This window comes from Streptomonospora nanhaiensis (assembly GCF_026642255.1).
In the GTDB taxonomy this organism is placed as follows: Bacteria; Actinomycetota; Actinomycetes; order Streptosporangiales; family Streptosporangiaceae; genus Nocardiopsis; species Nocardiopsis tropica.
Window position 1 is genome coordinate 5447743 of sequence record NZ_CP113264.1, and the last position, 20225, is coordinate 5467967.

Annotated in this window: 20 protein-coding genes; 9 read left to right on the top strand and 11 right to left on the bottom strand. The window is 72.8% G+C overall.

Annotated elements, in window-relative coordinates:
- Positions 1-297: 297 nt before the first annotated feature.
- From uraD to alc, 6 genes are all read left to right on the top strand, one after another.
- A complete protein-coding gene (gene uraD, locus OUQ99_RS23570; protein WP_267945969.1) occupies positions 298-852 on the top strand; it encodes a 2-oxo-4-hydroxy-4-carboxy-5-ureidoimidazoline decarboxylase in 555 nt (184 codons plus the stop codon).
- On the top strand, positions 849-1193 hold the full coding sequence (gene uraH / locus OUQ99_RS23575) for a hydroxyisourate hydrolase (RefSeq protein ID WP_267945970.1): 345 nt from the start codon (positions 849-851) through the stop codon (positions 1191-1193). The genes uraD and uraH overlap by 4 nt, the downstream gene beginning before the upstream one ends.
- Before the next feature lie 230 nt (positions 1194-1423).
- The gene (pucL, locus tag OUQ99_RS23580; RefSeq protein ID WP_267945971.1) at positions 1424-2320 is read left to right on the top strand and encodes a factor-independent urate hydroxylase; all 897 of its coding nucleotides are present in this window, start codon (positions 1424-1426) and stop codon (positions 2318-2320) included.
- Between the two features lie 222 nt (positions 2321-2542).
- Complete coding sequence (locus OUQ99_RS23585; RefSeq protein WP_267945972.1) at positions 2543-4048, top strand: nucleobase:cation symporter-2 family protein; 1506 nt, start codon at positions 2543-2545, stop codon at positions 4046-4048.
- Positions 4049-4281: 233 nt separating this feature from the next.
- A complete protein-coding gene (locus OUQ99_RS23590; protein WP_267945973.1) occupies positions 4282-5208 on the top strand; it encodes a LysR family transcriptional regulator in 927 nt (308 codons plus the stop codon).
- Between the two features lie 88 nt (positions 5209-5296).
- Positions 5297-6424 carry an allantoicase gene (gene alc, locus OUQ99_RS23595; protein WP_267945974.1) on the top strand — a complete coding sequence of 376 codons (1128 nt, stop codon included), beginning with the start codon at positions 5297-5299 and terminating at the stop codon, positions 6422-6424.
- Positions 6425-6723: 299 nt separating this feature from the next.
- Here the strand turns inward: alc and allB are convergent, their stop codons facing one another.
- Together allB and OUQ99_RS23605 are read right to left on the bottom strand one after the other, a co-directional pair.
- Complete coding sequence (gene allB / locus OUQ99_RS23600) at positions 6724-8073, bottom strand: allantoinase AllB (protein WP_267945975.1); 1350 nt, start codon at positions 8071-8073, stop codon at positions 6724-6726.
- 6 nt (positions 8074-8079) lie between these two features.
- Positions 8080-9381: a DUF6986 family protein gene (locus OUQ99_RS23605; protein ID WP_267945976.1), complete on the bottom strand. Its 1302-nt coding sequence runs from the start codon at positions 9379-9381 to the stop codon at positions 8080-8082.
- 294 nt (positions 9382-9675) lie between these two features.
- Here OUQ99_RS23605 and OUQ99_RS23610 point away from each other — a divergent pair, with 294 nt between their 5' ends.
- Positions 9676-10410: an IclR family transcriptional regulator gene (locus OUQ99_RS23610; protein WP_267945977.1), complete on the top strand. Its 735-nt coding sequence runs from the start codon at positions 9676-9678 to the stop codon at positions 10408-10410.
- A gap of 59 nt (positions 10411-10469) precedes the next feature.
- Here the strand turns inward: OUQ99_RS23610 and era are convergent, their stop codons facing one another.
- From era to OUQ99_RS23640, 6 genes are all read right to left on the bottom strand, one after another.
- On the bottom strand, positions 10470-11438 hold the full coding sequence (era, locus tag OUQ99_RS23615) for a GTPase Era (protein WP_267945978.1): 969 nt from the start codon (positions 11436-11438) through the stop codon (positions 10470-10472).
- Between the two features lie 9 nt (positions 11439-11447).
- The gene (locus OUQ99_RS23620; RefSeq protein WP_267945979.1) at positions 11448-11792 is read right to left on the bottom strand and encodes a cytidine deaminase; all 345 of its coding nucleotides are present in this window, start codon (positions 11790-11792) and stop codon (positions 11448-11450) included.
- Positions 11789-13195 carry a hemolysin family protein gene (locus OUQ99_RS23625; protein WP_267945980.1) on the bottom strand — a complete coding sequence of 469 codons (1407 nt, stop codon included), beginning with the start codon at positions 13193-13195 and terminating at the stop codon, positions 11789-11791. Before OUQ99_RS23625 ends, OUQ99_RS23620 begins: the two co-directional genes overlap by 4 nt.
- Entirely contained in the window at positions 13195-13680 is a 486-nt protein-coding gene (gene ybeY, locus OUQ99_RS23630) for an rRNA maturation RNase YbeY (RefSeq protein ID WP_267945981.1), read from the bottom strand. Before ybeY ends, OUQ99_RS23625 begins: the two co-directional genes overlap by 1 nt.
- A gap of 143 nt (positions 13681-13823) precedes the next feature.
- A complete protein-coding gene (locus OUQ99_RS23635) occupies positions 13824-14951 on the bottom strand; it encodes a PhoH family protein (RefSeq protein WP_267945982.1) in 1128 nt (375 codons plus the stop codon).
- A 323-nt stretch (positions 14952-15274) separates the two neighbouring features.
- Positions 15275-15625 carry a histidine triad nucleotide-binding protein gene (locus tag OUQ99_RS23640; RefSeq protein WP_267945983.1) on the bottom strand — a complete coding sequence of 117 codons (351 nt, stop codon included), beginning with the start codon at positions 15623-15625 and terminating at the stop codon, positions 15275-15277.
- A 322-nt stretch (positions 15626-15947) separates the two neighbouring features.
- On the opposite strand from OUQ99_RS23640, the gene OUQ99_RS23645 reads away from it, so the two are divergent.
- The gene (locus OUQ99_RS23645) at positions 15948-16478 is read left to right on the top strand and encodes a SigE family RNA polymerase sigma factor (RefSeq protein WP_267950473.1); all 531 of its coding nucleotides are present in this window, start codon (positions 15948-15950) and stop codon (positions 16476-16478) included.
- Complete coding sequence (locus OUQ99_RS23650; RefSeq protein ID WP_267945984.1) at positions 16475-17212, top strand: hypothetical protein; 738 nt, start codon at positions 16475-16477, stop codon at positions 17210-17212. The genes OUQ99_RS23645 and OUQ99_RS23650 overlap by 4 nt, the downstream gene beginning before the upstream one ends.
- A gap of 113 nt (positions 17213-17325) precedes the next feature.
- Here the strand turns inward: OUQ99_RS23650 and OUQ99_RS23655 are convergent, their stop codons facing one another.
- From OUQ99_RS23655 to hrcA, 3 genes are read right to left on the bottom strand one after another with little or no spacing between them, the layout of a single operon-like run.
- On the bottom strand, positions 17326-18063 hold the full coding sequence (locus OUQ99_RS23655; RefSeq protein WP_267945985.1) for a 16S rRNA (uracil(1498)-N(3))-methyltransferase: 738 nt from the start codon (positions 18061-18063) through the stop codon (positions 17326-17328).
- On the bottom strand, positions 18060-19199 hold the full coding sequence (gene dnaJ / locus OUQ99_RS23660) for a molecular chaperone DnaJ (protein WP_267945986.1): 1140 nt from the start codon (positions 19197-19199) through the stop codon (positions 18060-18062). Before dnaJ ends, OUQ99_RS23655 begins: the two co-directional genes overlap by 4 nt.
- Positions 19200-19203: 4 nt before the next feature.
- On the bottom strand, positions 19204-20217 hold the full coding sequence (gene hrcA, locus OUQ99_RS23665; protein WP_267950474.1) for a heat-inducible transcriptional repressor HrcA: 1014 nt from the start codon (positions 20215-20217) through the stop codon (positions 19204-19206).
- Between the last annotated feature and the right edge of the window lie 8 nt (positions 20218-20225).

Below are 20225 nucleotides of genomic sequence, written 5' to 3' on the forward strand. Positions count from 1 at the left end.
CCCCGGCTTGTCAACCGCCCCGACCCGCCGGATGCACGGCAGGGCAACCACTTCAACCCCGCGAGACCCATGCACCCCAGGCGCGGCGGGTGGACACGGGGGTCCTTCGTGCGGGTGTACAGATTCGGTCGTCTTTCGCGATATGGACCTTTTGAGTGTTGACAAGGTCACACCGCCATCAACTAGAGTCCCCCCAATCCGCAATACGGAATTGGCCGTCTGCACTACGAAAATCCTTGGTCGGTTCAGCTCCCCCGCCCACGGGGGGGGCCGACCGGCCGAGCCACGGGAGAGCACATGCCCGAGACCATGCCGGAGGAGCCGGGACGCGGCTCCGACCCCGGCCTGGAGCAACTGAACGCCCTGACCGGGGAGGAGCTGCGCGCACGGCTGGCCCAGTGCCTGGACGTGGACCGCTGGGTCGCGTCCCTCGCGGCCCTGGCGCCCTTCCGGGACCGGGACGAGCTGATGCGCGGCGCGGACGACCACGCGCGCGCCATCACACCCGAGGAGGTCGCGACCGCCCTCGCCCGCCACCCCCGCATCGGGGAGAAGGCCGAGGGGACCGGCACCGAGGCGCGGTGGTCGCGGGGGGAGCAGTCCGCGTTCGCCGCCGACACCGACGACGCCTCGGCCCGCGTACAGCGGATCTTCGCCCACGCCCAGCGTGAGTACGAGGACAGGTTCGGGCACATCTACCTCGTCTGCGCCAGCGGGCGCTCCAGCCGCGAACTCCTCGCCGACCTGGTCGCCCGCCTCGGCAACGACACCGCCACCGAGCTCCGCGTCGTCGCGGACGAGCTCCGCCGGATCGCCGGGCTCCGCCTGGCCAAACTCCTGGGGAACCCATGAGCCACGTGACCACCCACATCCTGGACACCGCTCTGGGCGCTCCGGCACGCGGCGTCCCCGTCCGCCTGGAGAACGCCGCCGACGAGCGCCGGACGTCCTGGCACACCGTCGCGGAGGGGCGCACGAACGACGACGGACGCGTCCCCGACCTGGGCCCCGAGCGGCTGGCCGACGGAACCTACCGCCTCGTCTTCGACACCGCCGCCTACTTCGCGGCGGACGGCCGGACGGGTTTCTTCCCCGAGGTCACCGTCACCTTCGACCTCGCCGAGGAGCAGGCCCACTACCACGTGCCCCTGCTCCTGAGCCCCTACTCCTACTCCACCTACCGGGGCTCCTAGCCCCGGGGGCGTCCGCCCTCGGACGCCCCGGCCTCCCGGCACCGCCCGCCCGGGCGCGGCCCCGCAACGGAAAGGAGCGACCGACACGGAACCTCAGCCGGCCAAGGTGTGACACCTGCTTCTTCGAGTGCGTGACAGGTCCTTCCGCATGACCACAGCGGTCCTCCCTCGTACGTACTGCGCACAGGCGCGACGATGACGAATATCCACAACCCTGGAGTTCAACCCTGATGGGCATCCGACTCGGAGAGAACCAGTACGGAAAGGCCGAGGTACGCCTCGTCCACGTCAACCGCGACACCGACGTCCACCGGATCAAGGACGTCAACGTCACCTCGCAGCTGCGGGGCGACCTGGAAACGGTCCACACGCTCGGCGACAACACCACCTGCCTGCCGACCGACACCCAGAAGAACACCGTCTACGCCAAGGCCCGCGAGTGGGGCGGCGTCGGCGCCATCGAGGACTTCGCCCTGCGCCTGGCCCGCCACTTCGTCGGCGAGCACGACTACGTGGACGGCGCCCGGCAGGAGATCCACGAGTACGCCTGGGACCGCATCACCACCCCCGACGGCCCCCACGACCACGCCTTCTCCCGGCGCGGCGGCGAGACCCGCACCACCGTCGTCACCAAGGACGCCGAGGGCGAGTGGGTGGTCTCGGGCCTGGAGGGGCTCACCGTCCTCAAGTCCACGGGGTCGGAGTTCCACGGCTACCCCAGGACCAGGTACACGACCCTCCAGGAGACCACCGACCGGATCCTCGCGACCGACGTCAGCGCCCGCTGGCGGTACGTCGGCGTGGACCACGACTACGACGCCGTGTACGCGTCGGTGCGCGCCCTGATGCTGGAGGCGTTCGCGAACACCCACAGCCTGGCGCTCCAGCAGTCGCTGTACGAGATGGGCCGCTCGGTGCTGAAGAGCCACCCGGAGATCGCGGAGGTCCGCTTCTCCATGCCCAACAAGCACCACTTCCTCGTGGACCTCTCGCCCTTCGGCCTGGACAACCCCAACGAGGTGTTCTTCGCCGCGGACCGCCCCTACGGCAAGATCGAGGCGACCGTCGAACGCGACGACGCCCCCGCCCCCGGCAACGCCTGGAAGACCGTGCCCGGCTTCCTGTAGCCACCCCCGCGCCGGGGCCCGTCTGTGCGGCCGGGCCCCGGCCCCCGCCCCGCTCGGGGCTCCGCCGTCCCCCCCCCTGGCCCGCTCTCCGCGGCGGGCCGCACGCCGCACCCCGGCGTGCACGGCGGCGGGTCGCCCGACCGGGGCGACACCACCGGGCCACGCGCCCGAGAACCAGGCCCCCTCTGAGGCGGCCGCCAAGCGCAAAGGCTGGAACCGGCCATGTCTAACAGTCCGTCCGCGAAGGACTCGGCCAGAACGAACGCCACACCCCCCACCCGCCCCGAGGACGAGAAGCTGCCCGCGCGGCTGCTGTTCGTCTACGGGCTCCAGCACATCCTGACCATGTACGCCGGCGCGGTGGCCCCGGCCCTGGTCATCGGCAGCGCCGCTGGGCTCGCGAACGACCCCGCCTCCATGGGGATCCTCGTCAGCGGCGCACTCCTGGTGGCGGGCATCGCCACCCTCATCCAGTCCGTGGGCCACCGCCGCTTCGGCGCCCAGATGCCGATCGTGGTGGCCAGCTCCTTCGTCCCCGTCAGCGCCGTCACCGCCCTGGCCGCCGGACAGGACGGGGAGAACCTGCCCGTCGCCTTCGGCGCCTCCCTCGCCGCCGGGGTCTTCGCCCTGGTCCTGACGCCGTTCTTCGGGCAGCTGATCCGCTTCTTCCCCCCGATCGTGACCGGCACCATCATCACCGTCATCGGCGTCAGCCTGATGCCGGTGGCCGCCGGATGGATCGTCGACGGCGCCGCACGGACCGCGGAGGACGGCACCGCGGCCCCCGCGGCGCCGCTGTCCCACCTGGCCCTGGCCGGGTTCACGCTGGCGGTCATCCTGGTCGGCTCCCGGGTGCTGCCCGGAATCTGGGGGCGGCTGTCCATCCTCATCGGCCTGGTCGTCGGCACCCTCGTCTCCCTGCCCCTCGGGATGGCCGACTTCAGCCGCGTCGGCGAGGCCGACATCGTCTTCGACCCCACCTCGGTGTTCTACTTCGGAGCCCCCCGGTTCGAGGTCGCCGCGATCGTCACCATGTGCGTCATCATGCTCGTGGTGCTCACCGAGGGCGCCTCCCACATCATCGCGGTCGGCGAGATCACCGGCTCCGAGGTGGACGCCAAGCGCATCTCCGCGGGCCTGCGGGCCGACGTCAGCGGCTCCCTCATCGGCCCGATCTTCAGCGCGACCCCCACCAGCTCGTTCGCGCAGAACATCGGCCTGCTGGCCCTGACCAAGGTGCGCAGCCGGTACGTGGTCGCCACCGGCGCGCTCATCCTCGTCGCGCTCGGGCTGTTCCCCGTGCTCGGCGGTGTCATGGCCGCGATCCCCGCCCCCGTCCTGGGCGGGGCCGGGCTCGTGCTCTTCGGCAGCGTGGCCGCCAGCGGGGTCAAGACCCTGGCCAAGGTGGACTTCACCAACAACCTCAACCTGGTCCTGGTGGCCACCTCCGTCGGCGTGGCGATCATCCCCCTGGCCTACCCGACCTTCTACGCGTTCCTCCCCGAGTCCGTGGAGCTGGTCGCCCACTCGGGGATCATCGGCGCGGCCGTCACCGCCATCCTGCTGAACATCTGCTTCAACGTGCTCGGCCGCGACTCGGGGGCGAAGGCCCCGACCCGGATCGACCAGGAGGAGATCGGCAGCGCCGGCCCCGGCGAGGCCAAGTACACCGACCGGGCCGGAGCGGTCTACCGCGACGGCGAACCCGAGGCCCCGGCGGGGGCGTAGTACCCGCCTCCCGGACCGCCCCCGCCCTCCGGCGGGGGCGGCGGGCGCCCCTCCCCGGGCCCGGCCCCCGCCCCGGCCGGGCCCGGGGCGGGGGCCGCGCCCGCGACGGGGCGCCCGGGGCACGGGCGTCCCGGCCCGCGGGACGCCGGCTCCGCCACGGGGCCGTGTCCCGGCCCACGTTGCGCACAGAACCGCGCGTTCCGTTCAGGAGCGCTGAATGGTATTCCTGTGGGGTGACCGACTGGGACCTCCGCAAACTCCGCGTCCTCCGCGCCCTGGAGGAGTTCGGGACAGTCCGGGCGACCGCGGAGGCGCTGCGCATGACGCCGTCCGCCGTCTCCCAGCAGCTCTCCTCCCTCTCGCACCAGGTGGGGGTGGCGCTGCTGGAGGCGCACGGGAGGCGGGTCCGCCTCACCGACGCGGCCCACGTGCTGCTCCGGCACACCGACATCGTGATGGCCCAGCTGGAACGGGCCGAGGCCGAGCTGGACGGCTTCGTCCGCGGCGAGATCGGGCACGTCCGCGTCGGCGCGTTCGCGACCGCCATCCCCAGCCTCGTGGTCCCGGCGCTCCACGCCCTGCGCCGCGAGTACCCCGGTCTCACCACGAAGGTGCACCAGGCCGACGCCGCCGAGGTCTACGACCTCCTCTCGGCGGGGGAGATCGACGTCGGCCTGTCCCTGGCCGCGCAGGCGCCGACCGCCCACGACGGCCGCTACGACCGGAGGGAACTCCTCACCGACCCCCTGGACGTGGCCCTGCCGGCGCACCACCGCCTCGCCTCCGCCCGCGCCCTCCGCCTGGGCGACCTCTCCGGGGAGCCCTGGATCTACGGGGCGTCCGGGCCCTGGCGGGACATCACCGTCTCCGCCTGCGCCCACGCGGGGTTCGTCCCGGAGCAGGCCCACGTCGCCTCCGACTGGCGGGCCATCCTCGACATGGTCGCCGCGGGGCTGGGCGTCGCGCTGATCCCCCGCCTCGCCGCGACGGGCGACACCCCCGGGGTCAGCCTGCGGGTCCCGCACTCCGACCAGCCCCGCCGCCACGTGGTGACCGCGGTGCGCTCAGGGGCCGGGGAGCACCCGCGGATCGCCGTGGTGCTGCGCGCCCTGGCGGACACCGCCGGAGGGCTCGGCAGCTCCACCGTTCAGCACAACTGAACAGTGTGGTCATAAACTTTCGCTGGAAGTTACCGGTTTCTCCTGGGACGCTGGGAAGCGTCCGACGACCTCGCAACCCGGGAGAGACATGAGCCAAGGCCGCCCCTTCGACCCGCGCGACTACAACGCCCAGCCCTACGCGGGCGGCGACCCCTACGCCGACTACCGGGACGGCGAACACGACTTCTCCGGCCTCGTCGACCTCGCCGACCGCCGGCTGGGGGGCGGCGTGGTCGCCGCCAACGACGAGTTCTTCGCCCAGCGCGAGAACCTCCTCAAGCCCGACCGGGCGCAGTTCGACCCGCACGCGTTCGGGCACAAGGGCAAGGTCATGGACGGCTGGGAGACCAGGCGCCGCCGCGGGACCGGCGCCGAGCAGCCCCACCCCGCCGCCGACGACCACGACTGGGCCCTGGTCCGCCTCGGCCTCCCCGGGGTCGTCCGGGGGCTGGTCGTCGACACCGCGCACTTCCGCGGCAACCACCCGACCGAGGTCTCCGTCGAGGCCGCCCACCTGACCGGCACCCCCACCACGGACGAGCTCCTGGCCGCCGAGTGGACCGAGATCGTGCCCCGCGTGCCCGTCCACGGGCACGCCGCCAACGACTTCGCGGTGGCCCTGGAGCGCAGATGGACCCACCTGCGCCTCAAGCAGTTCCCCGACGGCGGGGTCGCCCGCCTGCGCGTGTACGGCGAACCCGTCGCCGACCCCGCCTGGCTCGCCTCCCTGGGCGGCTTCGACCTGGCGGCCCTGGTCAACGGCGGCACGGTCGAGGACGCCTCGGACCGCTTCTACTCCTCGCCCAACAACATCATCCTCCCCGGGCGCTCCCAGAAGATGGACGACGGCTGGGAGAACCGCCGCCGCCGCGACACCGGGCACGACTGGGTGCGCTTCCGCCTCACCGCCCAGGCCACGGTCCGCGCCCTGGAGATCGACACCGCCTACCTCAAGGGCAACTCCGCGGGCTGGGTGACGGTCATGGGGCGGGACGCCGGATCGGACGACCCCGACGCCTGGTTCGAGATCGTGGGCCGGACCCGGCTCCAGCCCGACAGCGCCCACCGCTTCGTCCTGGACTCCCCCGTCACGGTCACCCACGTGCGCACCGACGTGTTCCCCGACGGCGGCATCGCCCGCCTGAACGTCTACGGCTCGCTGACCGAGACCGGCGCCGCCGACCTCGGCAGCCGCTGGGACTCCCTCCTGGGCTGACCGCCGGGACGGCCGCCGCGCCGGGGCGGGCACACCACCGTGTGCCCGCCCCTCGGCGTGCCCGCCCGGCCCGTGCCCTCCTCATCCGCCGCGCACGGCCCCGGCCGGGCCGTCGGACGGACCCGCGCACCCGGCGTCCGGGGCCCGGGACGGCGGCACGGGACCGGGCCCTTCCCGGGGCGGCGCACGCCCCGGTGTCCGGCCGGGCGGGCACGGGTCCGAGGGGGCCGCCCCGCCCCGGCCCCGGAACGGGGAGGGACGGGGGCGGCCCCCTCGGACCGTCGGCCCCGGGGGCCGGCTCAGTCCCGGAGCAGCATCCGCCCGGCCGCGCCGGACGGGCCGACGTCCTCGCCGCGCAGGACGGTGCGCCGCACGCGCCCCACGAGGTCGGCGCCGTCGTAGGGGCTCACCGGGTTGCGGTGCCGGAGCGCGCGCACGTCCACCCGGAAGGACTCCTCGGGGGCGACGACCGCGAAGTCGGCGTCGTGGCCCACCCTGATCGCGCCCTTGTTGCGCACCCCGGCGACCCGCGCGGGCCCCGAGGACATCCAGCGCACCACGTCCGCCAGGTCCACGCCGCGGCGGCGCGCCTCCGTCCACACGGCGGCGAAGCCCACCTGGAGCCCCGAGACCCCTCCCCAGGCGGTCCCGAAGTCGCCGGTGTCCAGGTCCTTCAGGTCGGGGGTGCTCGGTGAGTGGTCGCTGACCACGCAGTCGATCAGCCCGTCCCGGAGCGCCCTCCACAGGAGGTCCCTGTTGGCGGAGTCCCGGATGGGCGGGCAGCACTTGAACTGGGTGGCCCCGGCGGGCACCGCCTCGGCCTCCAGGGTGAGGTAGTGCGGGCAGGTCTCCACCGTGAGCGGAACACCGTCCGCCCGGGCCTGCGCGATCAGCGGGAGCGCCGAGGCGCTGGACAGGTGCAGGATGTGCGCCCCGGTGCCCGTGCGCCGCGCCACCTCGATCACCCTGGCGATCGCCGCGTGCTCGGCGGTGTCGGGGCGCGACGCCAGGAAGTCCGCGTAGTCGCGCCCGGAGGCCGGCGGGGCGGTCTCCAGCACGGCCGGGTCCTCGGCGTGCACGATGATCCTGCCGCCGAACTCCCCGACGGCCTCCGCCGCCGTCAGCAGCTCCTCCGGGGAGAGGTGGCCGAACTCGTCCACCCCGGACGGGGACAGGAAGGCCTTGAAGCCGAAGACGCCCCTCTCCCAGAGCGCGGTCAGCTCCTTCGTGTCCCCGGGGCGGCTGTTCTCGGGAACGGCCCCGCCCCAGAAGCCCACGTCCACGGCGAGCTTGCCCTCGGCCGCGGCCCGCTTGGCGTCCAGGCCCGCGACGGTGGTGGTGGGGGGCACGCTGTTCAGCGGCATGTCGAGCAGGGTCGTGACGCCGCCCAGGGCGGCGGCCCCGGTGGCCGAGGCGAACCCCTCCCACTCGGTGCGCCCCGGTTCGTTGACGTGCACGTGGGTGTCGACCAGCCCGGGCAGGAGCACCTCGTCCTCGGCGAGGGTGATCTCCCTGCGGGCGATCAGCGGCGCCCGGTCCCCGACGAGGACGTCCACCACGCGGCCGTCGCGCACCCCGACGGTGACGGGCCGCTCCCCCTCGGGGGTGACGGCTCTGCGGGCGCGTACGGCGAGATCGTGTCGCGTCATGTGTCCCTACTCCTGTCCGACGCGTCGTGTGGCCAGTCCGACCAGGGTCGCGGTGTCGGCCCCGGACGCCTCGGCCACCTCGGTCTCGTCCAGTGCCCCGCAGCGCACCCCGCTGACCAGGGCCGCGGCGAGGGCCTGGGCGGTGGCCGGCTCGTCCAGCACCCCTCCCTCGACGGCTCCGAGGTAGGCGCGCAGGCGGGCGGCGGCGGGGGCGAAGGCCTCCCGGTAGAAGGCGTAGGTGGCCAGGTAGCGGGTGACGAGCTGGTGCGGGTGCAGGTCCCACCCCTGGTAGAACCCGCGTTCCAGGGATCGGCGGACCAGGGAGGCGTGCAGTCCCCACGCGGAGCGCACCTCCTCCGGGGGGCCGACGGGCAGCACGTTGGTGGACCCGTCCGACAGCCACACGCCCGTGCCGGCCGCCGCCACCTGCATGACGGCCTTGGCGTGGTCGGCGACCGGGTGCGCCATGCTCTGGTACGCGGCGGTGACCCCGCACGCGGCGCTGTAGTCGTAGGTCCCGTAGTGGAGGGCGCTGACCCGCCCCTGCCCGGCGTGGATCATGCGGGCGACCGCGGCGGTCCCGTCGGGGAGCAGGATCGACTGGGGGGTCTCGATCTGGAGCTCGAAGCGCAGCCTCCCGGCCTCCAGGCCGAGGCGCTCCTCCAGCTCGTCGGTGAGCCACACCATGGCCTCGACCTGCTCCACCGAGGTGATCTTGGGCAGGGTGAGGACCAGGTTGGCGGGGAGCCCCCCGTTCTCCTCCATGAGCGTGACCAGGAAGAGGGCGAGACTGCGGGCGCCTCGGGCCCGCCCGGCGGCCTCCATCCCCTTCATGCGGATGCCGAAGTGGGGCGGGGCCTGCCCCGCGGCGAGGTCGGCCGAGAGGGCACGGGCCGCGGACACGACGTCGGCGTCCTCGGCCTCGTCGCCCCGGTCCCCGTAGCCGTCCTCCAGGTCGGCGCGCAGGTCCTCGACGGGCTCGGCGGCCAGCTTGTCCCCCAGCCGGGGGAGGATCTCGGCCACGGCGGCCACGTCGGTCCCCGTCGCCTCCGCCAGGTCCGCGGCCGTCGGCGCGTACTCGGCCAGCGAGGCCGCGGCGTCCTTCCCCCACTCGGCCGCGAGGCCGGGCCGCACCCGGTCCGCCGGGACGTACACGGTGTGCACCGGCTGCCGGGCCCCGGAGGAGCCGGGGTAGGCGAGGGCGAGCCTGGCGTCCGCGTCGGCGAGGCGCGCGTTCAGCCCCGCGGTGAGCACGTCCAGGGCGAGATCGGGCGCCGGGCGACGGCTTTCGGACCGGTCCTCTTCCACGTGTGTGTCCTCTCCGAAGCGATGTTTTTCCTATCGTGGATGCTAACTTTTGCAATCCGGAAGAACAAGAGAGACCATGGGGAAGTCCGGACCGCCCGGATCACAGCGGCCCCAGAACACCCGGACAGCCGGTTCCGCCCGTGCTATAGAAGACACTGATGCCGAGAACTCTTTTTCGTATCGCAGAAGCAAGAGCCTGAACCCACGCCACAGCCCACGGGAGCGCGTCCGTTGTCAGTCCCACAGACCTCTCTAGTCACCGACGAAGCGGGCAAACGCGAACGCTCCGGTGGTGTGCAGTCGCTCGACCGCGCCTTCTCCCTGCTGGAGATCATGGCGGAGGCGGGCGGCGAGACCTCGCTGAGCCAGCTGGCCGAGTCCTCCGGCCTCCCGCTCCCGACCATCCACCGCATCATCCGCACCCTGGTGGGCAACGGGTACGTGCGCCAGCTCCCCTCCCGCCGCTACGCGCTCGGCCCCCGGCTCATCGGCCTGGGCGACAAGGCCTCCCAGATGCTCGGGACCTGGGCCAGGCCGCACCTGGCCCAGCTCGTGGAGGACCTCGGGGAGACCGCGAACCTGGCCATGCTGGACGGCGACAAGGTCATCTACGTGGCGCAGGTCCCCTCGCCGCACGCCATGCGCATGTTCACGGAGGTCGGCCGCCGTGTGCTGCCGCACTCCGCCGGGGTGGGCAAGGCCCTGCTCTCCCAGCTGAGCGACGAGGAGGCCCTGGCCACGGTGCGCCGCACCGGGATGCCCGCGGCCACCGACCGCACCATCACCGAGCCCGAGCGGTTCGTCACCGAGCTGCACAGGGTCCGCGACCAGGGGTTCGCCATCGACGACGGCGAACAGGAGATCGGGGTGCGGTGCGTCGCGGTCCCGGTCGCGGGCGCCCCGTCGGGCATGGCCGTGTCCGTCTCCGGTCCGGAGGCCCGCGTCAGCTGGGAGTTCGTGGAGCGCGCCGCGCCCATCGTGCAGCACTGCGCGACCATGCTCGCCACGGACCTCAACAACCAGTCCTGACCCGGCCCGGGAACGGCGGAAGGGGCGGACCGGCCGGTCCGCCCCTTCCGCACGGGTCGCTACGTCTGCTGGTCGAAGCCCAGCTTGCGCAGCTGCTTGGGGTCGCGCTGCCAGTCCTTGGCCACACGCACCCGCAGGTCGAGGAACACCCGCTGGCCCAGCAGGCCCTCGATCTGCTTGCGGGCCCGTGAGCCCACGTCGCGCAGGCGCGAGCCCTTCGAGCCGATGACGATGGCCTTCTGGCTGGGGCGCTCCACGTACAGCGACGCGTAGATGTCCACCAGCTCCTTGCCCGGCCGGGTGTTCTCCCGCTGGAACATCTCGTCCACGACCACGGCGATGGAGTGCGGCAGCTCGTCGCGCACGCCCTCCAGCGCGGCCTCGCGGACCAGCTCCGCCACGAGCATCTCGTCCGGCTCGTCGGTCAGGTCGCCGTCCGGGTACAGCGGCGGCCCCTCCGGCAGGTGCGAGGACAGCACGTCGGTGACGGTGTCGAGCTGGAACGCGCCCTGCGCGGACACCGGGACGATGTCGGCCCAGTCGCCCAGCTCGTCCACCGCCATCAGGTGCTTGCCCACGGCCTCCTTGTCGACCAGGTCGGTCTTGGTGACCAGGGCGACCACCGGGGTGTTGCGCTGTTCCGCCAGCTCCTTGGCGATGTAGGTGTCGCCCCGGCCGATCGGCTCGTTCGCGGGCAGGCAGAAGGCGATCACGTCCACCTCGACCAGGGTGGACCGCACCAGCGAGTCCAGCCTCTCGCCCAGCAGGGTGCGGGGCTTGTGCAGGCCCGGGGTGTCCACGATGATCAGCTGGGAACCGGGCCGGTGGACGATACCGCGCACCGTGCGCCGCGTGGTCTGCGGCCGGTTGCTGGTGATCGCCACCTTCTGCCCGACCAGCGCGTTCATCAGCGTGGACTTGCCCACGTTCGGGCGGCCCACGAAGCAGGCGAAGCCGCTGCGGAAACCCTCCGGGTGGGAGGGGGCCGGCAGCGGGACGCGCAGCTTCTCGAGGTCGAGGTCGTTCATGGGTCCTTCTCAGCGCCGGGTGATGCTCGCGGGCACCCCGTCAGGGGCGGCGATCACCACCACCTGGGTCTTCAGGTCGTCCGCCACCGCGCGGTCGTCCTCGGTCAGTTCCTTGGCCTCGGTGACGACCACCGCGGCCTCCAGCGCGGAGGCCTCGCTGGAGGCGGCCGCGGCCACGGCCGCCTGGAGCGCCGTCAGCCGGAGGGAGGGCAGCGACACCGTCGTGGCCACGTACGTGCGTCCCGTCTCGTCGCGCACCGCAGCGCCCTCCGCCGCCGCGTTGCGGGCCCGGGAGGCCCGCGCGAGGGTGATGAGCTTGCCGTCCTCGGGGCCGAGCCCCGTCGTCTCCGTCACTGGTCCGTGCTCCTTACGTCCTCGTTGCGGCCCCGGTCGTCCGGCACCCCGGCCCCCTCTTCGGGCAGTCGCTCCACCAGGACCGTGGTCATCCGGTTGCGGCGGCTGCTCTTGCCCTCCAGGGTGAGCCTCAGTCCAGCGTATTCGGCCCGGGCCCCGCCGACCGGCACCCGGCCCAGCACGAACGCCACGAGTCCGCCGACGGTCTCCACGTCGGGCACGTCGAGGTCCTGGTCGGGAAAGAGCTCGTCGAGCTCGCCCAGGGGCAGGCGGGCCGTCACCCGCACACTGCCGTCGTCCAGCCAGACCACCGGCGGGATCTCGTGGTCGTACTCGTCGGTGATCTCCCCGACGATCTCCTCCACGATGTCCTCCAGCGTGACCAGCCCGGCCGTTCCGCCGTACTCGTCGATGGCCACCGCGACGTGGTTGCGCTGCTGCTGCATCTCGCGGAGCAGCTCGTCGATGGGCTTGGTGTCGGGCACGTAGGACGCCGTGCGCATCACGTCGCCGGCGGTGAGCGGCACCTCCGCCCCGGCACTGCCCGCGGACGCCGCCCAGCGGTCGCGGAGCTGGTCCACCAGGTCCTTGAGGTAGACGATGCCGACGACGTCGTCCTCGTCCTCACCGGTCACGGGGATGCGCGAGTACCCGCTCCCCAGCGCCAGGGTGAGGACCGCGTCGGCGTCGGCGTCGCGGCTCGTGAACACGATGTCGGGGCGGGGCACCATGACCTCGCGCACGGAGGTGTCGTCGAGTTTGAAGACGGAGTGGATCATCTGCCGCTCCTCGGCGTCGATCACCTCCCCCTGCTCCGCCAGGTCGACCAGCTGGCGCAGCTCCACCTCGGTGCTGAACGGCCCCTCGCGGTCGCCCTTGCCCCGCGGCGTGATCGCGCGCCCCGCGCCCACCAGGAGCTGGGCGAGCGGACCCACCACGACCTGGACCGGGTAGACCACCGCCGCGCTCGCGCGGGCGAACTGCCCGGCGAACTGGCGGCCGAGGATGCGCGGTGCTATGGCGATCAGCACGGATTCCACGACGACCATCGCCACCGCGGTCAGCAGCAGGGCGGGCCACCCCAGCCCCAGGAGGAACACCATCCCCATGGCCGCCGCGATGACCGCGCACACCTCGCACACCACGCGCAGGAACAGCAGCGCGTTGAGGTGGCGCGTCGGGTCGGCGGCGACCCTGCCCCAGCGGCGGTCGGCCCTGGCCGCCCGCTCCGGACCGGTCGCCTCGGGAAGGCCCACCGACATGACTCGCGTGATGGCGACCTCCGCCGCCACCAGGAACCCGGCCACCGCGGTCAGCACCAGCGCGATCACGAAGGCGGTGATCCACTCGGCGGGCTCCCCCGTGGTCATGGGGGCGACGTCGGGCCACATCAGGGGTCTCATCAGGAGCTCTCGTCCTTCGCGGACCCGGCGGACTCCCGCTCACGCCAGGCGGCGAGGATCTCGCCCTGGAGGCCGAACATCTCCTTGTGCTCCTCCGGTTCGGCGTGGTCGTAGCCCAGCAGGTGGAGGATGCCGTGGGTGCAGAGCAGGTCGATCTCCGCCTGTGTGCTGTGCCCGGCCTTCTCGGCCTGGCGCTCGGCCACCTGCGGACAGATGATCACGTCACCGAGGACGCCGGGCTCGCTGGTGCGCCCCGGGCCGCCGGGGCGCAGCTCGTCCATCGGGAAGGAGAGCACGTCGGTGGGGCCCGGTTCGTCCATCCACCGCACGTGCAGGTCGGTCATCGGCCCCTCGTCCACCAGCACGACGGACAGCTCGGCCAGGGGGTGGACGCGCATGGCGTCGAGCACGTGCCGGGCCAGGCGGGAGAGTCGCTCCTCGTCCACTGCGGTGACGCCGGACTCGTTGGCGACGTCGATACTCATCGGTTGCGGCTGCCTCACTTGGAATCGTCGCGGCCGGGCGGCGCGCCCGGCCGGTGGGTGCGCCGTCTGCGGCCCTCACCCGGGACACCCGAACCGGTGGGCCCGCATGCTCACGGACCCACCGGTGCGAACGCCGTACTACCTCAGTCTGCCCGCTCCCCGGGGCGGGTGCTCCCCGTCCCCGGGTCCGTCGGGGTGTCGGAGGGCTCGTCGCGCGGGGACGGGCCCCGGTCGCGGCCGCCCCCGGCGCGGCGGCGGCCCCCCCTGCGGTCGCCCTGACGGTCGTTCTGGACGGCGTCGTAACGCCCGTAGGCGTCGACGATCTTGCCGACGAGCTTGTGCCTGACGACGTCCTCGCTGGTGAGCCGGCAGAAGGCGATGTCGTCGATGTCACTCAGGATCGTCTCGATGGTCCGCAGCCCGCTGGCCTGCCCGCCGGGCAGGTCCACCTGGGTGACGTCACCGGTGACCACGATCCTGGAGCCGAAGCCCAGGCGCGTCAGGAACATCTTCATCTGCTCGGGCGAGGTGTTCTGCGCCTCGTCCAGGATGATGAAGGAGTCGTTCAGGGTCCGGCCCCGCATGTACGCCAGGGGCGCGACCTCGATCGTCCCGGCGGCCATCAGCTTGGGGATGGAATCGGGGTCGAGCATGTCGTGCAGGGCGTCGTAGAGGGGACGCAGGTAGGGGTCGATCTTGTCGTAGAGCGTGCCCGGCAGGAAGCCCAGCCGCTCACCGGCCTCCACCGCGGGACGGGTGAGGATGATCCGGTTGACCTCTTTGTCCTGGAGCGCCTTGACCGCCTTGGCCATGGCCAGGTAGGTCTTGCCGGTGCCCGCCGGGCCGATGCCGAACACCACGGTGCTGCGGTCGATGGTGTCGACGTAGCGCTTCTGGTTGAGCGTCTTGGGCCGGATGGTCTTGCCGCGGTTGGACAGGATGTTGGTCGTGAGCACGTCCGCGGGCCGCTCCGAACCGGGCGCCGCCAGCATGTGGACCATGCGCTCGATGGTGTCGGGGGTGACGTGCGTGCCGCTCTTGGCGAGTTCGATCAGCTCCTCGACGAGACGGACCACCACGGCGGTCTCCTCGGGGGTCCCGCTGATGGTGAACTCGTTGCCTCGGACGTGGATGTCGCTCTCGAAGGCCCGCTCCAACGCCCTGAGGAGTTCGTCCCCCGAGCCCAGCAGGCTGATCATCGTGTGCTCGTCGGGCACCACGACCTTGACCTGAGTGTCCCGTCGCGGGTGCGTGTGCGTTGTCTCGGCCATGGTGTGGCCTTGCGGCCGCTGTCCTACCCTTCGCTCGGGCGCCGCCCGCCTGGACGGGCGCGGCGTCTCCTGGACGGCCCCGGCACCGTGCGGGGCGCCGGGCGGGGCTCCACGCCGGTGTTCCACAGGAGTCCCACCGGGCTCTGGAAGCCCACACCCCGAGTCTACCAAGGCGTCCCCGCCCCGCTCGATGGGTTATTCGGCGCCTGTGGACGGGGCCGCGCGGGGCCTGACGGGGCCGGTTCCGGCAGCGGCCGGGCGCGGGTCCCGGGCGGTCCGGGCCCGCGCCCTGTCCGGAACGGTCCGGGGCCCGGGACCGGCCCCTACCCGGGGGGCCAGTTGAGGCCGCGGCCGCCCAGGAGGTGGCCGTGGAGGTGGAAGACCGTCTGCCCGGCCCCGCTGCCGGTGTTGAACACCAGGCGGTACCCGGTGTCGGCGACGCCCTCGGCCACGGCGACCTCGTGTGCGTCCCGGACGATCTCGTCCAGCAGCCCGGCGCCGGCGGCGGCAGCGGCGGCGGCGTCGGGGTGGTGGTCGCGCGGGACGATCAGCACGTGCGTGGGCGCCTGGGGGTTGATGTCGCGGAAGGCGAGGGTCCGCTCGCCCTCCCGGACGATCTCGGCGGGCACCTCCCCCTTCACGATCTTACAGAAGAGGCAGTCCTCATGGGCCATCGCGAACCTCCGTGGTGTGTTCGCGGCCGCCGGAACGGCCGCCGTCTGGGGGTTGTCCCGGACCATGATGCCGCAGGTCGGCGCCGGACGGCCCATCCCGGGAAGGCCGCCGGCCGCGGTCCGGGAGCCCGTTCGGCAACGGCCTCCGTCCCAGGCGCGATAGGCTTTCCACCCGTGCGCGTCGGGTCGTCGGAAACGTCCGCCCCGGCCCGGTACCCACGTGTTCGGAATGAAACGCGCGTCTACCTGGAAAAGAAGAGGTATGCCCTTTCGTAAACCCCGCGACAAGGGTGTGCGTCGAACTGACGTGACGACAGAAACCATGGTGGCCGGAGCCCCCACGGCCCCGCTCTCGGTGGAGTGGGACGCCGACCACGCCGTGACGGAGCTCTACAGGGAGCACTACCGTCCGCTCGTTCGGCTCGCATCCCTTCTCGTCCGCGACCACGCGACCGCGGAGGAAGTCGTTCAGGACTCGTTCGTCGCGATGCACGGCGCCTGGCGCCGGCTGCGCGATCCGAACAAGGCCCTGTCCTACCTCCGCCAGGCGGTGGTGAACAAGGCCCGGTCCGTGCTCCGCCACCGGGCGGTGGTGGAGAAGCACGCCCCCAAGGCCCTCCCCGACGCCCCCAGTGCCGAGCACGGCGCCCTGAACCTGTTGGAGCGGGAGGCGGTCATCCGTGCCCTGCGCAAACTACCCACCCGTCAGCGAGAGGCCATCGTGCTCCGGTACTACGGCGACCTGTCAGAGGCTCAGATCGCGGACGCCATGGGGATCAGCCGGGGCGCGGTGAAGAGCCACACGTCCCGTGGCATCTCCTCGCTCCGCTCTGTTCTGGAGCAGACGACATGACCGGTCCGACAGATCCGACCGACGACGCCTTCGAGGACCGGCTGCGCCAGGTCCTCATGGCCGAGGCGAGCACGGTGGAGCCCTCTCCGGAGGCCCTGAACCTGATCCGCGAGCGCGCCGAGCGCAACCGCGGCTTCACCTGGTTCGGCCTGCCCTGGCTACGACCGGTGGCGGCGGTGGCGGGGGCCGTGATGATCGCCGCCTCCGTGGTCGTGTCCAGCCCCCAGGTCCGCGACCAGGTGCTGGAGTTCGTCCCGGCGGGGGCCGATCGCCACGGCGCCCCTCCCGAGCACGACGCGGACGGCGGCGGCGTGGCCGCCCCCGACCCGTCCTCCGACTCCACCGAGGGGAGCACGCAGCAGCCGGCGGAGCCGCCTCGGGACCCCGAGAGCTCACCCAGCTCCGGCGCGGACGAGGACCCGGCCGAGGAGGGCGTCGAGACCGCGTCCACCTGCTCTCCCCCCGCGGACGGGCCGGCGCCCTCCCCCAGCGCCTCCGCGGAGGAGAAGGACGGCGGCGCCTCCGCCTCCGAGGAGGAGTGCGACCCGAGCGAGGAGCCGACCGACGGCGAGGCCGGCGGCGGTGACGAGAGCGGCAGCGGCGGTGGCGGGGAGGCCCCCGGCGCCGGCGGCGGGGACGAGGGGGCCGGCGGCGGCGGTGAGGAGACCTCCGGCGGCGGTTCCGGCAGCACCGGCGGCGACGCCACCAGCAACCGGGCCGTGCCCGGGGAGTGACACGCGGGCCCGGTGCGCCGGGTCCGACGACGGAGGCGGCCGGGGGGATCCCCCCGGCCGCCTCCGTCGTTCCGTCGGCGGTGTGCCCGCTCCCGGCCCCGTGCCCCTCGCCGCTACCAGCGCCCGGTGCGCGCCTGGAGCACCGCCAGGGCGGCGACCCCAGCGGTGGAGGTGCGCAGCACGCTCGGTCCCAGCAGGGCCCGCACGGCGCCCGCCGCGGTGAACGCGTCGAGCTCGGCGTCGGAGAACCCGCCCTCGGGGCCGACCACCACGACGATCCCCGGACCGTCGCCCGAGGGCAGGTCCAGTTCGGCCAGGCGTCCGGCCCCCTCCTCGTGCAGGACCACGCCCAGGTCGGCTCCGGCCAGCAGCCCGGCCACGGCGGACCGGTCCGCGAGGTCCTCGACCAGGGGCAGCCGCCCCCGCCGCGCCTGCTTGGCCGACTCCCTCGCGGTGGCGCGCCACTTGGCCAGCGCCTTGGCCGCCCGGTCGCCCTTCCAGCGGGTGACGGAGCGCTCGGCGGCCCAGGGCACGATCGTGTCCACCCCGGCCTCGGTCATCATCTCCACGGCCAGTTCGCCGCGGTCGCCCTTGGGCAGCGCCTGGACCACGGTCAGGCGGGGACGCGGCGCGGGTTCCTCCCGGCGCTCCACCACCGTGCAGACGACGTGGTCCCTGCCCACGGCGGACACCGTGCACCGGGCACGCAGGCCGAGACCGTCGGACAGGTCGACGGTCTCGCCCTCCCTGATGCGCCGCACGACCGCGGCGTGGTGCCCCTCGGGGCCGTCCACCGTCACCCGGTCGGCCGCCAGTGCGGCGGTCCCGACCAGGAAGACGGGGGGTGTCACTTCGCGCCGAAGGCGTCGCGGAGCTTGGCGAAGAGGCCGCCGTGCCCGGGGCTGAACCGCCCCGGGGACTGGTCCTCGCCGCGCAGCTCGGCGAACTTGCGGAGGAGGTTCTCCTGCTCCTCGTCGAGCTTGCCCGGGGTCTCCACGTCGACGCGGATGCGCAGGTCGCCCCGACCTCCCCCGTCCAGGTGCGTGACGCCCTTGTTGGACAGGGTGATGACGTGGCCGGAGTTGGTGCCCGGCCGCAGATCGATGTTCTCGGTCCCGTCCAGGGTGTCGAAGGCGAAGGACGCGCCCAGCGCGGCGGCCGTCATGGGGACCGTCACCGTGCAGTGCAGGTCGTCGCCGCGCCGCTCGAAGGTCGGGTGGGGACGCTGGATGATCTCCAGGATGATGTCGCCGCGCGGGCCGCCGTTGGGGCCGACCTCACCCTCTCCGGCGAGCTGGATCCGGGTGCCGTCGTCGACGCCGGCCGGGATCTTGACGGTACGGGTGACCTTTTCGCGCACCCGGCCCTCCCCCGCGCAGTCGCCGCAGGGGTTGGTGATGACCGAGCCCTGGCCCGAGCACTGCGGGCAGGGGCGGGAGGTCATGACCTGGCCCAGGAAGGACCTCGTCACCTGGGAGACCTCGCCCTGGCCGTGGCACATCTCGCACGTGGTGCGGTGCGAACCGGCCGCGGTCCCCTCACCCTGGCACGTCTCGCACAGGATCGCGGTGGGGAAGGTGATCTCCTTGCTGACCCCGAACGCGGTCTCCACCAGGTCCAGTTCGACCCGGATCTTGATGCTGCGCCCGCGCCGGACCCGTTCCCGGGGGCCGCGCCCGCCGGGCTGGCCGCCGCCGAAGAAGGCGTTCATGATGTCGTCGAAGGCGAACCCGCCCCCGCCGCCGAAGCCTCCCGCGCCGCCACCGCCGGGAGCGTAGGGATCCTGGCCCATGTCGAACATCCGGCGCTTGTTCTCGTCGGAGAGGACCTCGTAGGCCTGGGTCACCTCCTTGAAGCGCTCCTGGGTCGCGGGGTCGGGGTTGATGTCCGGATGGAGCTCGCGCGCGAGCCTCCGGTACGCCTTCTTGATCTCGTCCTTGGACGCGTCGCGACGCACCCCGAGAACCTGGTAATAGTCTCTGGCCACTGAGTTACTGTCCTGCCAAAATCTGTCCGACATACCGAGCCACGGCGCGTACCGCTCCCATTGTTCCCGGATAGTCCATCCGGGTGGGCCCCACGACACCGATCTTGGCGAGCGACTGGTTTCCCACACCGTAGTCGGCCGAGACGATGGAGGTGGACCGGAGACCCTCGTGGAAGTTCTCCGCGCCGATGCGCACCGTGAGCATTGACGGGTCCTTCGCCTCACCCAGCAAACGGATGAGGACCATGTTCTCTTCCAGCGCCTCCAGGACGTCCCGCAGGCTGGCGGCGAAGTCCACGGCGGCGAGGTTGGCCGTCCCCGCGAGGACGATCTTCTCCTCGTGCCGTTCGACGAGGCTCTCCAGCAGGACGGAGAGGACGGCCACCGCCATCTGGCGGTGTTCGGGCGGGACCTGCGCGGGCAGGTCCTCAACCGCGTCGGGCACCTCTCCGAGGTGGAGACCGGAGATGGCGCGGTTGAGCATGGAGCGCAGGTCGTTGACCGCGGTTCCGTTGACCTCGCCGAGGCCGTCGATGACGCGCTGCTCGACCCTGCCCGTGTCGGTGATCACGACCATCATGACCCGCTGGCCCCCCAGGGGGACCAGCTCGACGTGCTGGACCGAGGAACGGGTCAGCGACGGGTACTGCACGATCGCGACCTGGCGGGTGAGCTGCGCGAGGAGCCGCACGGTCCGCGCGACGATCTCGTCCAGGTCCACCGCTCCGGCGAGGAAGGACTCGATGGCGCGGCGCTCCGGCGCCGACAGGGGCTTGACGGAGGAGAGCCGGTCGACGAAGAGCCGGTACCCCTTGTCCGTGGGCACGCGTCCCGCGCTGGTGTGGGGCTGGGCGATGTACCCGTCCTCCTCCAGCGCGACCATGTCGTTGCGGATGGTCGCGGGAGAGACCCCGAGCCTGTGCCGGTCGGCCAGCGCCCTGGAGCCGACGGGCTCGTTCGTGTTGACGAAGTCCTCCACGACCGCTCGCAGGACAGCGAGCTTGCGCTCGTCCAGCAACTCGCCAC